The 13,755-nt window shown below is 69.1% G+C and carries 16 protein-coding genes; 7 read left to right on the forward strand and 9 right to left on the reverse strand.

Annotated elements, in window-relative coordinates; genetic code table 11:
• Positions 1 to 182: 182 nt before the first annotated feature.
• Positions 183 to 578 (forward strand): ArsR/SmtB family transcription factor, encoded by a 396-nt coding sequence (locus SOM10_RS09395; RefSeq protein WP_320489582.1) that lies wholly within the window; start codon positions 183 to 185, stop codon positions 576 to 578.
• A 1-nt stretch (position 579) separates the two neighbouring features.
• Positions 580 to 1,557 carry an SRPBCC family protein gene (locus SOM10_RS09400; RefSeq protein WP_320489583.1) on the forward strand — a complete coding sequence of 326 codons (978 nt, stop codon included), beginning with the start codon at positions 580 to 582 and terminating at the stop codon, positions 1,555 to 1,557.
• Positions 1,558 to 1,635: 78 nt separating this feature from the next.
• Here SOM10_RS09400 and SOM10_RS09405 read toward each other — a convergent pair whose 3' ends face one another.
• Both SOM10_RS09405 and SOM10_RS09410 read right to left on the reverse strand, forming a co-directional pair.
• On the reverse strand, positions 1,636 to 2,058 hold the full coding sequence (locus tag SOM10_RS09405) for a DoxX family protein (protein ID WP_053098501.1): 423 nt from the start codon (positions 2,056 to 2,058) through the stop codon (positions 1,636 to 1,638).
• 38 nt (positions 2,059 to 2,096) lie between these two features.
• Positions 2,097 to 2,834 (reverse strand): ribonuclease H family protein, encoded by a 738-nt coding sequence (locus SOM10_RS09410; RefSeq protein WP_053098502.1) that lies wholly within the window; start codon positions 2,832 to 2,834, stop codon positions 2,097 to 2,099.
• A gap of 85 nt (positions 2,835 to 2,919) precedes the next feature.
• Between SOM10_RS09410 and SOM10_RS09415 the strand changes: the two genes are divergently transcribed.
• Positions 2,920 to 3,975 carry a mechanosensitive ion channel family protein gene (locus SOM10_RS09415; RefSeq protein WP_056276280.1) on the forward strand — a complete coding sequence of 352 codons (1,056 nt, stop codon included), beginning with the start codon at positions 2,920 to 2,922 and terminating at the stop codon, positions 3,973 to 3,975.
• Positions 3,976 to 3,984: 9 nt separating this feature from the next.
• Here the strand turns inward: SOM10_RS09415 and SOM10_RS09420 are convergent, their stop codons facing one another.
• Genes SOM10_RS09420 through SOM10_RS09435 form a run of 4 tightly spaced genes read right to left on the reverse strand, consistent with a single transcriptional unit; the run spans position 3,985 to position 6,006 of the window.
• Positions 3,985 to 4,227: a hypothetical protein gene (locus SOM10_RS09420; protein ID WP_053098504.1), complete on the reverse strand. Its 243-nt coding sequence runs from the start codon at positions 4,225 to 4,227 to the stop codon at positions 3,985 to 3,987.
• A gap of 60 nt (positions 4,228 to 4,287) precedes the next feature.
• Positions 4,288 to 4,626 (reverse strand): hypothetical protein, encoded by a 339-nt coding sequence (locus tag SOM10_RS09425; RefSeq protein ID WP_187248989.1) that lies wholly within the window; start codon positions 4,624 to 4,626, stop codon positions 4,288 to 4,290.
• Positions 4,627 to 4,661: 35 nt separating this feature from the next.
• Positions 4,662 to 4,967, reverse strand: a complete 306-nt coding sequence (locus SOM10_RS09430; protein ID WP_053098506.1) for a protealysin inhibitor emfourin — start codon at positions 4,965 to 4,967, stop codon at positions 4,662 to 4,664.
• A complete protein-coding gene (locus SOM10_RS09435) occupies positions 4,942 to 6,006 on the reverse strand; it encodes a M4 family metallopeptidase (protein ID WP_187248988.1) in 1,065 nt (354 codons plus the stop codon). Before SOM10_RS09435 ends, SOM10_RS09430 begins: the two co-directional genes overlap by 26 nt.
• Before the next feature lie 238 nt (positions 6,007 to 6,244).
• Between SOM10_RS09435 and SOM10_RS09440 the strand changes: the two genes are divergently transcribed.
• The 3 genes from SOM10_RS09440 (at position 6,245) to SOM10_RS09450 (ending at position 10,434) form a co-directional block, all read left to right on the forward strand.
• Positions 6,245 to 7,462 (forward strand): hypothetical protein, encoded by a 1,218-nt coding sequence (locus SOM10_RS09440; RefSeq protein ID WP_320489584.1) that lies wholly within the window; start codon positions 6,245 to 6,247, stop codon positions 7,460 to 7,462.
• 67 nt (positions 7,463 to 7,529) lie between these two features.
• Positions 7,530 to 8,735 (forward strand): hypothetical protein, encoded by a 1,206-nt coding sequence (locus SOM10_RS09445; RefSeq protein ID WP_320489585.1) that lies wholly within the window; start codon positions 7,530 to 7,532, stop codon positions 8,733 to 8,735.
• 181 nt (positions 8,736 to 8,916) lie between these two features.
• Positions 8,917 to 10,434, forward strand: coding sequence for an SDR family NAD(P)-dependent oxidoreductase (locus SOM10_RS09450; RefSeq protein ID WP_053098510.1), 1,518 nt, complete (start codon positions 8,917 to 8,919; stop codon positions 10,432 to 10,434).
• Between the two features lie 164 nt (positions 10,435 to 10,598).
• Here SOM10_RS09450 and SOM10_RS09455 read toward each other — a convergent pair whose 3' ends face one another.
• Positions 10,599 to 10,937 (reverse strand): helix-turn-helix domain-containing protein, encoded by a 339-nt coding sequence (locus SOM10_RS09455; RefSeq protein ID WP_320489586.1) that lies wholly within the window; start codon positions 10,935 to 10,937, stop codon positions 10,599 to 10,601.
• A gap of 79 nt (positions 10,938 to 11,016) precedes the next feature.
• On the opposite strand from SOM10_RS09455, the gene SOM10_RS09460 reads away from it, so the two are divergent.
• Positions 11,017 to 11,673, forward strand: coding sequence for an FMN-dependent NADH-azoreductase (locus tag SOM10_RS09460; RefSeq protein WP_295102571.1), 657 nt, complete (start codon positions 11,017 to 11,019; stop codon positions 11,671 to 11,673).
• A gap of 218 nt (positions 11,674 to 11,891) precedes the next feature.
• Here the strand turns inward: SOM10_RS09460 and SOM10_RS09465 are convergent, their stop codons facing one another.
• Together SOM10_RS09465 and SOM10_RS09470 are read right to left on the reverse strand one after the other, a co-directional pair.
• Entirely contained in the window at positions 11,892 to 12,968 is a 1,077-nt protein-coding gene (locus SOM10_RS09465; RefSeq protein WP_320489587.1) for a HAMP domain-containing sensor histidine kinase, read from the reverse strand.
• Positions 12,969 to 12,996: 28 nt separating this feature from the next.
• Positions 12,997 to 13,668: a response regulator transcription factor gene (locus tag SOM10_RS09470; protein ID WP_320489588.1), complete on the reverse strand. Its 672-nt coding sequence runs from the start codon at positions 13,666 to 13,668 to the stop codon at positions 12,997 to 12,999.
• Between the last annotated feature and the right edge of the window lie 87 nt (positions 13,669 to 13,755).

Consider the following 13,755-nt stretch of genomic DNA (forward strand, 5'->3'; position numbering starts at 1 on the left):
TCGCGACCGCAGCTGGCTTCATTGCCACTCCGAAGGGAGGCGGCCCCCAGCACTCTGCTTTAGATCGGACTCAGTCCGGCTCAGCCTCGGGTAGTCCGATGTAAAGCATCTAGTCCGATCTAAAGCCGCAAGTCACAAGAACCCTTGACATCCGCTCTCACTCGGGTCTAACGTACAACCAAATGGTTGCACAAAGAAAACTGAGCGAAGCGGAGGTCGACCGTGTGTTCCACGCATTGGCGACGTCGACCCGACGCGACATCCTGCGTCGGACGATCGAGCGGGAGCAGTCCGTCTCGACCCTCGCCTCCGAATACGAGATGTCGTTCGCCGCGGTGCAGAAGCACGTGGCCGTGCTCGAAGCGGCGAATCTCATCGTCAAGCGCGCCGAGGGACGCGAGCGGCTCGTCCGCGCGAACCCCGAGATGATCGCCCGCGCCAGGGCGCTCCTCGCCCGATACGAAGAGCTGTGGCGGTCGCGCATCGCCCGGCTCGACGAGCTGCTGGCCGAGACGCCGGCATCCCGCACCGATACGACAGACACCACCGATGTTCCACGAACCGAAGAAGGAGACTGACATGCCCGTCACGGATGTCACCACCGATGCCGACAACCTCACCATGACCGTCGTCGCCGATTTCGCGGCGCCGATCGAGCGGGTCTGGGCCGCATACAGCGACCCGCGCCAGCTCGAGCGCTTCTGGGGCCCTCCCGGATGGCCGGCCACCTTCACCGCCTGGGACCACACGGTCGGCGGACGTGCGCAGTACTCGATGAGCGGGCCGCGCGGCGAGAAGTCGTCGGGGTCGTGGGAGTTCCTCTCGATCGATGCCCCGCACAGCTTCGAGGTGCTCGACTCGTTCGTCGACGATGAGGGCAACCCTCTCGACGGCTTCCCCGCGCAGCGGATGTCGTTCGCCTTCGAGTCCACCCCAGGCGGCACCCGCATGGTCACGACCAGTCACTTCGACTCGGTCGAGGCGATCGAGCAGGTCGTCGAGATGGGCCAGATCGAGGGTCTGAAGCTGGCGATGAGCCAGCTCGACGCCGTGCTGCAGGATCTGCGCGACTACGCGCAGGGCAAGGGCACGCAGGTCGAGCTGCTCGACGACACCCACGTGCGCATCACGCGTCTCGTCGAGGGACCGCGCGAACTGGTCTGGCGTGCGCACAACGACCCCGAGCTCATGAAGCAGTGGCTGCTCGGACCCGACGGGTGGGAGATGACCGAGTGCGTCGTCGCCACCGAGGTCGGTCAGACCTATCGCAACTCGTGGGCGCCCGTGGGCGACACCGACGGGCAGCCGTTCGGATTCGAGGGCGAGGCGCTACTGATCGACGCACCGCGGCGGTCGGTGCAGACCGAGCGGATGATCGGGATGCCGGTCGAGACGCTGAACGACCTGAACCTCTACGAAGAGGACGGGGCGACGCTCATCACGCTCTACATCGAGTACCCCGACAAGGCGACGCGCGACATGATCCTCGCCACCGGCATGGCCGACGGCATGGAGACCTCGTACGCACGCCTCGAGCGGGAGCTGCTCGCGGTCTGAGCTCCACGACTCCGGAAGGCCGGTCGCATCCCTCGGGGAACGGCCGGTCTTCCGCCGCTCCGGTGCAGAGCTCCGGAGTTAGGGAGCGGCGGGAGCGGAGCCGGCCGCATCGCGGCGCGGGCGGCGCGTCGACCAGATGGCCAGGGCGATCAGCACGGGCTGGAAGAACAGGCGCACGAATCGCTTCATGTCGGTGTCGAGGCCGAAGCCGTCGCGGTGATGCGTCCACTGCGCGATGTTGCCGGGGAAGACCGCGACGAAGAACAGTGCGGTGATCACGCCGACCAGTCCGCGGTGCTTGCGCGCGACGAGCAGCGCGGTGCCGAGTCCGATCTCGACGACACCCGAGGCGAGGACGGTCACGTCCGGGTCGATGGGCACCCACTCCGGCACCTGCGCCTGGAACTCCTCGCGCGCGAACGTCAGATGCGAGACGCCCGCGAAGACGAGCGAGGAACCCAGGAAGACCCGGCCGATGGTGCGTGCGACATTCTTCGCCATGGTGCGAGTGTACGCGGGGCCCTCAGGGGTGAGGGCCGTCAGATCAGGCGGCGGAGCGCCTCTTCGAGCGTGACGCCCTGTGCCTCGGCGCGATCGCGCAGGCGGGCGTGCTCGTCGCTCGACAGCGCGAGTCGCACCTCGATCGGATCGTCGACGGGGGCATAGAGGCTGTCGAGCAGGTCGGATGGCTCGGCCCACAGGGGTTCGGCGAGAGACGTCGCGACGGCCGGGGATGCCGCAGCATCCTGCTCGCCGCGTGTCGCTGCGGCGGCGATCGGGGCGGATGCTGCGGCAGCGGCCCCGGCATCCGTCGCCATGGTGAACCCGGGCCCGCGGCGCGGTTCCTGCTGTGCCTGGTAGGCCTTCGCCGCGGCGTTCGCGCGCTCGTCGGCCGCCTCGTTCAGGGGGTGGCCGGCGTGGCCCTTGACCCACGAGAACTCGACGTCGCGCCCGCGGATCGCCTCGTCGATGCCCTCGAGCAGGTCGCGGTTGAGCACGGGCCCGCCGTCCGACTTGCGCCAGCCCTTGCGCTTCCAGCCCGGCATCCACTTGGTCACCGAATCGATCACGTAGCGGCTGTCGCACTCGATCATCAGCTTCTCGGAGATGCCGGCCGTCGCCTGCAGCAGTTCGAGCACGGCCCGCAGCTCACCCTGGTTGTTCGTGCCGTGCGGGGAGCCGCCCGCGGCCCAGTTGGCGTCGTCGATGTACCAGGCCCAGCCGTTCGGGCCGGGGTTGCCCAGGGCGGAGCCGTCTGCGGCGGCGGTGATCGTCATTCCTCAACCGTAGCCGCGCGCGGCGACACTCCTTGCGCGGCTACGTGCGTTCGCCTCCGCCCGCCGCGGGACATAGTGTGGATCGATGCCTACCGACTTCTCCTGGGATTCCTGGGTCGGCACCGCCGCGTCGATCGCCATCCTCACGGTGATCTCTGCCGCCGCACTCGCGGTGCTGGCGCTCGCCGCCTCGCTGATCAGCCGTCGTGTGCCATGGGTGCGCGATCTCGCCAGACGCGTGCGCAACGCGATGATCGCGACGACCGCTGTGGTCGCGATCTGGATCGCGGGTGCGATCTCAGAGCCGGCGACACAGGAATGGTGGCCGGTGGTGTCCCGGCTGTTCCTGATCGCCACGATCCTCACCGGCTCGTGGTTGCTCGGCGCATCGATCTCATTCGGCTTCGAGCGATTGATGGCCAGAGAGGAGACGCTGCTCGTCGGTCCGGAAGCCCGCCGCCGTCGCACGCAGCTGCTCGTCATCCACCGGCTCGTTCTGGTCACGATCGCCGTGCTGTCTCTGGGCGCCGTGCTCTTCAGCTTCCCCGAGATGAGGGCCGTCGGCACGAGCCTGCTGGCCTCGGCCGGCATCGTCAGCATCATCGCCGGACTCGCTGCGCAGTCGATCCTCGGCAACCTCATCGCAGGGGTGCAGGTCGCTTTCACCGATGCGATCCGAGTCGGCGACGTGGTCGTCGTCGAAGGCGAATGGGGGCGGGTCGGCGAGATCAACCTGTCCTACGTGGTCGTCTACATCTGGGACGAGCGCCGCCTGGTCATTCCGTGCAGCTACTTCACGACGACACCGATCGAGACCTGGACGCGACGTTCCGACAAGATCCTCGGCACGGTCTACCTCGATCTCGACTGGCGAGTGCCGATGGATGAGCTGCGGCAGGAGTTCCAGCGGATCGTCGAGGCGTCACCCGCCTGGGACGGCCGTTCCTACGACTCCGCGGTGACGGAGGCACAGGGCGGTTACGTCACGGTGCGCCTGGTGATGTCGGCCAAGGACTCGGGCGATCAGTGGACACTGCGCTGCGAGGTACGGGAGAAGATGATCGGCTGGCTGCAGCGTGAGCATCCCGAGGCACTTCCCCGGACGCGAGTCGACCTGGGTGCCCCGCAGCTCGCGGACTGAGAAGGCGGGTCAGCCTTCGGGCTCGCGGTCTTCGGGCTCGCGATCTTCGATCGAGAACGCCGCGGGAGCGGGCGGGGCGACGGGGAAGGCGACGGAGCTGATCGATGCGCCGGCACCGAGGCCGAGTCCTATGGCCAGCGGGTCGACCGCCGGCGCGGCGTCGAGCACCTCGGTCTCCGACCGCTCGAGCGGCTCGGAGGGCAGAGTCCACTGATTCTCTTCGTCATCGGAGCGCTGCTGGAAAAGTCCCATGGGTCCCATTCTCGACCCGCCTCGCGAAGGGGCGGTCGGATTCACACCGGATTGATCGGGTCAGGCCTCAGCCGGCTGGCGCCGACGGAAAGTGAAGTACCCCTCGACAGCGCCGTGATTGACGACGCCGGTGCCGGTGCTGAGCATGCGCGCCGAGGTGGTCGCCCCGGACTCGACGAACGTGTACCCCGTGTGATCGAGCCGCCAGCCCACGCGTTCGACCTCGCTCAGGAAATAGCCGATGCTGTCATCGCTCATGAATCCGTTCTGGGCGGATCCCCAGGTCGAGGCCTCGCCGGTGAGTCGGCTGACCTCGACGTTGAGGTGCAGCAGCGCGTCAGCGCGGTCGTAGGCGTCTCGGGCCAGCTGCAGCAGTCGGGCGGCCTCTTCGGTCGTCACGGGGTTGTGCCTCTCGTCGTCTGTGGATCGTTCGGTCAGGCCGCGGCCTCGCGCACCGCATCGACGAGTTCTCGCCACGGCCCGTCGAGTGCGGAGTCGGGGAGCTCGCGTTCGCGTTCCTCCGACGGTGTGCGCACGCGGATCAGCCACACGAAGCGGTCTGCGCCAGAATCGGCATCGCTGTCGGCATCCCACGGGCAGCTGTCGATCATCGCGATCCAGTGGTGCGTCTCGGTCGGGTCTGGTTCCACCCGCCACTTGCGACGGATGCCGGCGATGCCGCCCGTCCGCACCACCGCGATGACGACCGGCGCGTCACTCGACTCTGGGGACTCGCTCATCCTCATAGACTCCCACGGTCGCCCACGCACGTCGAGCGGCTGCGGCAGTCGCGTCGTCGATGGCGGATGCCGCGGCGAGGGTCGCGTCGGCGAACTCCGTGAAACTCGCAGTGCTCGACAGGCCGCCGGTGAGCGCGCGGTACCAGACCGTTCCGGCGGTCTCCCAGGCGTTGCCGCCGAGGTCGATCGCGAAGAGGGCGAAGGCCCGGTTGGGGATGCCCGAGTTGATGTGCACGCCGCCGTTGTCTTCTGTCGTGCGCACGAATCCGCTCATGTGATCGGGCTGCGGGTCTTTGCCGAGCTCGTCGTCGTCGTAGGCCGTGCCCGGGGCGATCATCGACCGCAGTGCACTGCCCTGCACGGCATCCGTGAAGATCTCCGCCCCGATGAGCCAGGTGGCATCTGCGGCGGTCTGCCCGAGGAGGTACTGCTCGGTGAGCGCGCCGAAGACATCGGCGATCGACTCGTTCAGCGCGCCGGGTTGACCCTGGTACTCGAGGTTCGCGGTGTACTGCACCACGCCGTGCGCGAGTTCGTGGCCGATCACCGTGGTCGATGAGGTGAAGCCGACGAACACCTCGCCGTCGCCGTCGCCGAACACCATGCGCTCGCCGTCCCAGAAGGCGTTGTCGTAGTCGATGCCGTAGTGCACGGTGGCGTCGAGAGGGGCGCCGGCGTCGTTGAGCGAGTTGCGCCCGAAGGCGGAGAGCAGCATCTCGAACGTCGCCCCGAGTCCGTCGAACGCCTCGTTGACCGACGTGTCGGCCACCGGCTCGTCGTCTTCGGCGCGGACGATCGCCCCGGGGAGGTTCTGGGTGTTGCCGGCGTCGCTGATCGTGCGGTTCGGCGCGTCCGACAGCTCGGCGACCAGGTCTCCGTTCTCGTCGATCGACAGATCGATGCGCGCACGGAACGGCGGTCTGCCCGCCGTCAACGTCTGCCGTGCGGCGGCGGCCGCACGGGGATAGCGGCCCGACTCGGCCAGGCGCGCGAGCAGATAGGACGGGACGACTCCGGGGATCTCGGTGTGGCTGCTCATGTTCAGACCCTACGCCGGGGGTCCGACGTTCGGGCGAGGGCTGGCGGGGCCGTGCGGAGTGGCCGCACGTGCGCCTCGGTCGGCCGGATGCGCCTGCATCGGCCGGATTCCGGGCCTCTGGCCGAGGGAAGCATGTGTCACCGAGCCGGCGCACGCGAACGGTGTCGGAACGACACGACGATGACGGGAAATGGCCCCGACTTGATACTGAGAATCGTTATCAATAAAGTGGGCTCCTGTGACCCCCTCTCCCCGCGCCGGCCGCACCCTCCTGTTCGTGTCATTGCTCGCGGCCACCCTGACGGTGACCTCGTGCGCAGCATCCGATGCCCAGGCTCCTGCATCGAGCGCGAGCATTCCGCCGAACGACGGGGTCGACGGCGGGGGAGCGGCCGAGGTCGCATCGCCGGCTCTCGCGCTCGTCGTCGCCGACGCGGACGGCGAGCTGACCCTGCTCGACCTCGAGACCGAAGAACGCTCGACGCTCGCAGAGGGGGACGCGGATGCGGATGCCGTGCTCGGCGTCGGCCGCTTCGCCCACGTGATCCATGTCGAGGGAGACCGCACGGTCGTCGACGTGATCGACTCCGGCCGCTGGACGGTGCCGCACGGCGACCACTCGCACTCCTTCTTCGGCGACGCGGGGGTGCTCGGAACCATCGATGGAGAGGGCCCTGTCGACATCCGAGTCGGTGACAGTGCGACCGCCATCCGCTTCGGCAGCGACGTCGCCCTCATCGACCACGAGAAGCTCGCCGATCTCGACGACGCGCCTCACCTCACACTCCCCGTCGACCCGGCCGGACCCGTCATCCCGTTCTCCGGGCGCCTCCTCGCCGCCACCGACGAGACGATCGAGATCCTCGACGCGGAAGGCACCGCGACCGGCATCGCCGTGCCCTGCACGAACGCGACCGACGTCGACCTCACCCGTGTCGGCGCCGTCTTCGCGTGCGACGCCGGTGCCGTGCTCGTGACCCGCCAAGTCGGCGGAGCGCTCGTCGCCGAGTCGATCCCCTACCCCGCGGGCGCCGTCGCGGCACCAGTTCTCGCCGGACGCGCGGACCGACCGGATCTCGCAGGCGTCGACGGCGACAGAGGTGCCTGGCTGCTCGACTCCCGGGCCCGCGAATGGATGCTGCTCGCCACGGACACCCCGCTGCTGCGCGCCGTGGCCATCGGCGACGACGACAGCCGCACCGTCGTGATCGCGGCGGACGGCACCGTGCGAGTGCTGGCCGCCGACGGCTCGGAACTCGTCCGGACGAGCGCCCTGCTCGCCGCATCCGTCGCGGACCCTGCCCTGCGCGAACTCGTGCACCTCGTCATCGACGCCGATCACGCGTACGTCTCCGACCCGGCCACAGGTGCGGTGCACGAGATCGACCACGGCGACGGCACCGTCACCCGCACTTTCGACGGCCTCGATCCGCAGTACCTCCAGCTCGTCGGCTGACACCGGACTCATCGGCGGCATCCGTCGTCACGCGCACCCGCGCACCCCCCAGAAGAAGGAGACACCCATGCATCGACCCGCCCGCAGCCGCCTCGCGGCCGGCGCGATCGCCACGCTCGCCGTGGTCGCGCTCGCCGGATGCGCGACCGCCGCGCCCTCGGCATCCGGAGAGTCCGAGTCGTCGTCGGACCACGAAGGCGACACCAGAGTCGCGATCGCCTATGACGGCGGCATCACCGTGCTCGACGGCGAGACCCTCGAGACCGTCGACTCCGCCGAGCTCGACGGCTTCCTGCGCGTCAACCCGGCCGGTGACCACGACGGACACGTCTTCGTCACCGCGGCCGACGGATTCCACGTGCTCGACACCGGCCTCGCCTCGGACACCGTGGAGTTCACCGGCGAGATCTTCGACGCCGTCACCCCGGGTCACGCCACCCCGCATGCCGGGCGCACCGCTCTGTTCGACGACGGCACCGGAGACGTGACGCTCTTCGACACGGATGCCGTCGGCACCGGCACGCTGCCGGACTCGCGGACGGTCGCATCGGAGGCCGCTCATCACGGAGTCGCGATCGAGCTGTCCGACGGCACGCTGCTGTCGACCATCGGCACGTCGGAGTCGCGCAGCGGCGCCCGCCTGCTCGCGGAGGACGGCGGCGAGCTCGCCCGCAACGAGCAGTGCCCCGGGGTGCACGGCGAAGGCGCGCTCAAGGGCGAGACCATCGTGTTCGGCTGCGAAGACGGCGTGCTGGTGTTCGCCGACGGAGCGTTCACCAAGCTCGAGGCGCCTGACGACTTCGGTCGCTCGGGCAACGCGTACGTGACCGAGACGAGTGCGATCGCCGCCCTGGACTACAAGTCCGACCCCGACCAGGAGGGCTACCTGCTGTCGCAGCTCGCGCTCGTCGACACCGACGCGCAGAGCCTGTCGGTGGTCGACCTCCCGGAGGGCGTCGAGTACACGTGGCGCGGAGTCGGCCGCGACGGGCACGACAACATCATCGTGCTCGCATCCGACGGCACCCTGAACGTGCTCGACGAGACCGGCGCGGTGGTCGACTCGTGGGATGTCATCGAGCCGTGGGAGAGCCCCGACGAATGGCAGCAGCCGCACCCGGGACTCCGCGTGGTCGGCGACGTCGCCTACGTGACCGAGCCGGCAGAGAACCGCATCGTCGCCGTCGATCTGCACACCGGCGAGGTCGCGGCCGAGGCGACGCTCGACGTCGTGCCCGGCGAGTTCGTCGTGGTCGGCGCCGCCGGCCACTGACCGGCGCGAGGTACCGCTCCACAACTCCGGAGATCCACGTGGCTCTCGTTCCCCGTTGTGCGCCGTTCCGGGGAGCGCGAACCCGGTGGTGCGCGCGTCTCCGGAGTTGTGGAGGTCGAGCCCCGGCGCCCCGCCCGCGCTCCCAGGAAGACACCCCGAGAAGTCGCGTAAAATCGGCACAATGACCGATGCACCCGACGCCGCCTCCGACCTGGGTGCCGGTATCGACCCCGAGGATCTCGCCACCACCCTGCGAGTCCTGTCGGAGCTGCACCAGATCGACAACGAGCACCCCGACTTCGTGGCCGTGCGTCATGCGACGGCCGCGATGTTCAAGGCGGTCAAGCGCGTGCGTCGCAAGGAGATCCGCGACGCGATCGCCGACGCCGACAAGGCGGTCGTCGCCCGCACGGCGACCGGCGCTCCCGACCGCATCGACGACGAGACCCGCGGGCACGACCTCGCGACGAGCGTCGTCGACGCCCCGATCGCCGGCGAGCTGCTCAAGCCGCGCAACTGCTACATCTGCAAGCAGCCCTACACGGTGGTCGATGCGTTCTATCACCAGCTCTGCCCGGACTGCGCCCGCTTCAGTCATGGCAAGCGAAACGCCCGCACCGATCTGACCGGCAAGCGCGCGCTTCTCACCGGCGGCCGCGCGAAGATCGGCATGCACATCGCCCTGCGACTGCTGCGCGACGGCGCGCACACGACGATCACCACACGATTCCCCCGCGATGCGGTTCGTCGGTTCTCGGCGCTGCCCGACTCGGCCGACTGGCTGCACCGCCTGCGCGTGGTCGGCATCGACCTGCGCGACCCCGCTCAGGTGATCGGCCTCGCCGACTCGGTCGCGGCTCAGGGACCGCTCGACATCCTGATCAACAACGCCGCGCAGACCGTGCGCCGCTCACCGGGGTCATACTCTCTCCTGGCGGATGCCGAGCTGCAGCCGCTTCCCGACGGACCGCTGCCCGAGATGGAGACGTTCGGGCACACCGCCGATCCGCATCCGCAGGCGCTGCAGGCTTCGGTCGATGCGCATCCGCTGCTGTCCGTCGCGGCGCTCGGCGGCACGGTCGCCGAGCAGGGCGGCCAGGCGCTGACAGCCGAAGACCTCGCACGACTCGCGATGGCCCCCGGATCGTCGTCGCTCGAGAAGCACGCCGACGGCACCGCCATCGACGCAGGCGGACTCGTGCCCGACGTCAACCGCACGAACAGCTGGGTGCAGTCGATCGATCAGGTCGATCCGCTCGAGATGCTCGAGGTGCAGCTGGCCAACACGACGGCGCCGTTCCTGTTGATCAGTCGCCTGCGCGCCTCGATGGCGGCCTCGTCGGCGAACCGCAAGTACGTGGTCAACGTCTCGGCGATGGAGGGGCAGTTCTCGCGCCGGTACAAGGGTCCCGGTCACCCGCACACGAACATGGCCAAGGCGGCGCTGAACATGCTGACGCGCACGAGCGCCGGCGAGATGCTCGAGACCGACGGCATCCTCATGACCGCCGTCGACACCGGTTGGATCACCGACGAGCGCCCCCACTTCACCAAGGTGCGCCTGGCCGAGGAGGGCTTCCACGCCCCGCTCGACCTCGTCGACGGAGCGGCCCGCGTGTACGACCCGATCGTGCGCGGCGAGGCCGGCGAAGACATCCACGGCGTGTTCCTGAAGGACTACGAGCCCAGCCCCTGGTGAGTCGGCGGCCTCTGAGCTGCTGGCTGCCGTGACTGCACCGCCCGACCTGTGCCGTCTGCAGGATGAGATCCCGTCTGCAGGAGGGGACGGGGAATCTGGTCCTGCGTCCGTGCTTCGGTCCTGCGAACGGTGTGCTGGTCGCCACCCTGGGCCGCGCGCGACGGTCAGCGCGCGCGGATCTCGAGGTTCTCGGACGCCCAGGTGCCGAGCTGATCGAGGATGGGCAGCAGCCCACGTCCGCTGTCGGTCAGTGAGTACGAGACCGTGACAGGCGGACCGGCGTCGACCGCGCGGGCCACGAGCCCGGCCTCGGCGAGCTCTGCCAGCCGGTCGGAGAGCACGGTGTCGCTGATGCCGGACACCCCGCGGCGCAGCGCGACGAACGTCGAAGGACCGCCGCCGAGCGACGAGACGATCATGCCGTTCCAGCGTTTGCCGAGCACACTGAAGGCCAGTGTGACGGCGGCGTCGCAGACGTGACGCTCTTCGTCGATCTCGGCCATGCGCCCATCATACCTGTGCTACGTTAACGCGAGTCGCTAAGAAAAACAGAGTGACTACGAAAAACGAAAGGTACTTCTCATGTCCCTGTTCCGCCTGGATGCCAGCATCCTGCCCGCGTCGTCCGCCAGCCGTTCGCTCGCCGACCTCGTCGAAGCCGAGTGGACCGCCTCGCACCCGGACTCCACGGTCACCCGCCGCGACCTCGCCGCCGACCCCGTGCCCGCGACGGCATGGGCGGATGCCGTGACCGGTGGATTCGTTGACGACGCCCAGCGCACCGACGCTCAGCGCGCAGCGCGCGCCCTCGCCACCACCTTCGCCGACGAGCTGATCGGCGCCGACGCGCTGCTCTTCGCCGTGCCGCTCTACAACTACGGCGTCTCGCAGCACTTCAAGACCTGGTTCGACCTGGCCTACACGGACGCCCGCATCGACCCGCAGGGCACCGCATTGCGCGGCAAGCCGGCGACCCTCGTCACCGTGCTCGGCGGCAACTACGCCCCCGGAACGCCCAAGGAGGGCTGGGACCACTCCACCGGATGGCTGCGCCGCGTGCTCGAGGACGTCTGGGGCCTCGACCTGCGCATCGTCGAGCGTCCGTTCACCCTGGTCGGCGTGAACCCCGCTCTTGACGCCTTCGCCGACACCGCACGCGAGCTCAAGGAGAACGCCGAGGAGTCGGCGCGCACGTACGGACGCGAGCTCGCCGCACTGCGGGGCGACCAGGTCGCCTGACCCGGCATCCTGAGCGGTCCCGCCCCTCCAGGCATCCCGTCTGGTCCCGCCCCTCCAGGCGTCCCGTCTGCAGGATCAGGGCACGGATGCGGGGTCAGAACACGGTTTCTGGTCCTGCATCCGTGCCTCGGTCCTGCAGACGAAACAAGGACCCGGACCTCCGGGCAGGACCCGGACCTCCGGGCAGGACCCGGACCTCCGGACGACCGACCGCCGCCTCAGGCGAGGGGCCGGGGGAACGGATGCGGCAGCCACACCGTCACGTTCAGACCCCCGCCGTGCCGAGCGGTGAGCACGAGGGACCCGTCATGCGCCTGGGCGATGCGCTGCACGATGGCGAGGCCCAATCCGACACCGCCGTGATCCTCGCCGCGCGTGCGGTCGGCACCTCTCTGGAACGGTTCCGCGAGCGTGGCGACGAGATGGGCGGGCAGCACGTCGCCCGTGTTCTCGACCACCAACGCCACCGCCTGCGGCAGAACATGCGTCCGCACGATGACCGTGCCGCCTGCGGGCCGGTTGTGAACGATCGCGTTGTGCACCAGGTTCGTGATCAGCTGCTGGAGCAGGGCGGGCGATCCGAGCACGTTCGCGGTGTCACCGCCGACGTCGATGGACACACCACGTCGCTCGGCCGACGGCAGAAGCGTCTCGGTCGACTCCTCGGCGAGCAGTGACAGGTCGACCGGCTCGCGGGTGAACGCGCGGCGCTCGGCACGGCTCAGCATCAGCAGGGCCTCGGTCAGCTCGATCGCGCGCGCATTGACCTCGTGCAGTCGGTCGATCAGCGCGTCGACGTCGCGGTCGGGGTCGTTGCGGGCGACCTCCAGCATCGCCTGCGAGATCGCGAGCGGGGTACGCAGCTCGTGCGAGGCGTTGGCGGCGAACCGCTGCTGCTCGCCCATGTGCGCCTCGAGCTGCTCGAGCATCGAGTCGAAGACATCGGCCAGATCACGGAACTCGTCGCGCGGTCCCTCGAGGGCGACCCGGTGCGACAGCGACCCCTGCGCGGCGAGTTGCGCTGCCCGTCCGATGCGGTCGAGGGGGGCCAGCATCCGTCCGGCGATGATCCATCCGCCGCCGATTCCGATCGCGAGCAGCACGAGCATCATCACGATCGCAGCCGGAATGAATGCGCGGATCAGGTCCGAGCGGTTCGGCACGAAGCGGTCGGCGATGATCGCGGCATCCGGTACATACCGCAGCAGGTATACGGCGACGGCCGCGAGCAGACCGATGCCTGACACGACCACGACGCCCGCATAACTCAGCGTGAGCTTCCAGCGGGCGCTCATGCCTCGGCGCCTCACGGGCCGAACGGGATCAGCCATCGGCATCCGTTCCGATGCGGTAGCCGACGCCGGGGACGGTGAGGATCAGCCACGGCTCGCCCAGTCGCTTGCGCAGCGACGAGACCGTGATGCGCGCGGCGTTCGTGAACGGGTCGGCGTTCTCATCCCACGCGCGCTCGAGCAGCTGCTCGGCGCTCACGACTCCGCCGCCCGCATCGACGAGCACCTCGAGCACCGCGAACTGCTTGCGCGTCAGGGCCACGTACTTGCCGTCGCGGAAGACCTCGCGGCGGAATGGGTCGAGACGCAGCCCTGCGACTTCGAGCACGGGCGGCCTGGCGCGGTGGCGACGACGGTCGAGCGCCCGCAGGCGCAGCACGAGCTCGCGCAGCTCGAAGGGCTTGGTGAGATAGTCGTCGGCGCCGATCTCGAAACCCGACTCCTTGTCGTCGAGGCGGTCGGCCGCGGTGAGCATGAGGATCGGGATGCCGCTGCCCGAGGCCACGATCGACCTCGCCACATCGTCTCCCGACGGACCGGGGATGTCGCGGTCGAGTACCGCGAGATCGTAGGAGTTGATGCTGAGCAGCTCGAGGGCCGTGTCGCCGTCGCCGGCGATGTCCGCCGCGATCGCCTCGAGCCTCAGGCCGTCTCGCACAGCCTCCGCGAGATAGGGCTCGTCCTCGACGATCAGCACACGCACGACACAGCTCCCATGTGCTCAGAGCTTACGCACCCGGACATATCGGGAGCATATGAGAAATCGCATACGTCGTCGCAACACGCGTCC

The organism is Microbacterium sp. CFBP9023, assembly GCF_034045055.1.
Taxonomy (GTDB): Bacteria; Actinomycetota; Actinomycetes; order Actinomycetales; family Microbacteriaceae; genus Microbacterium.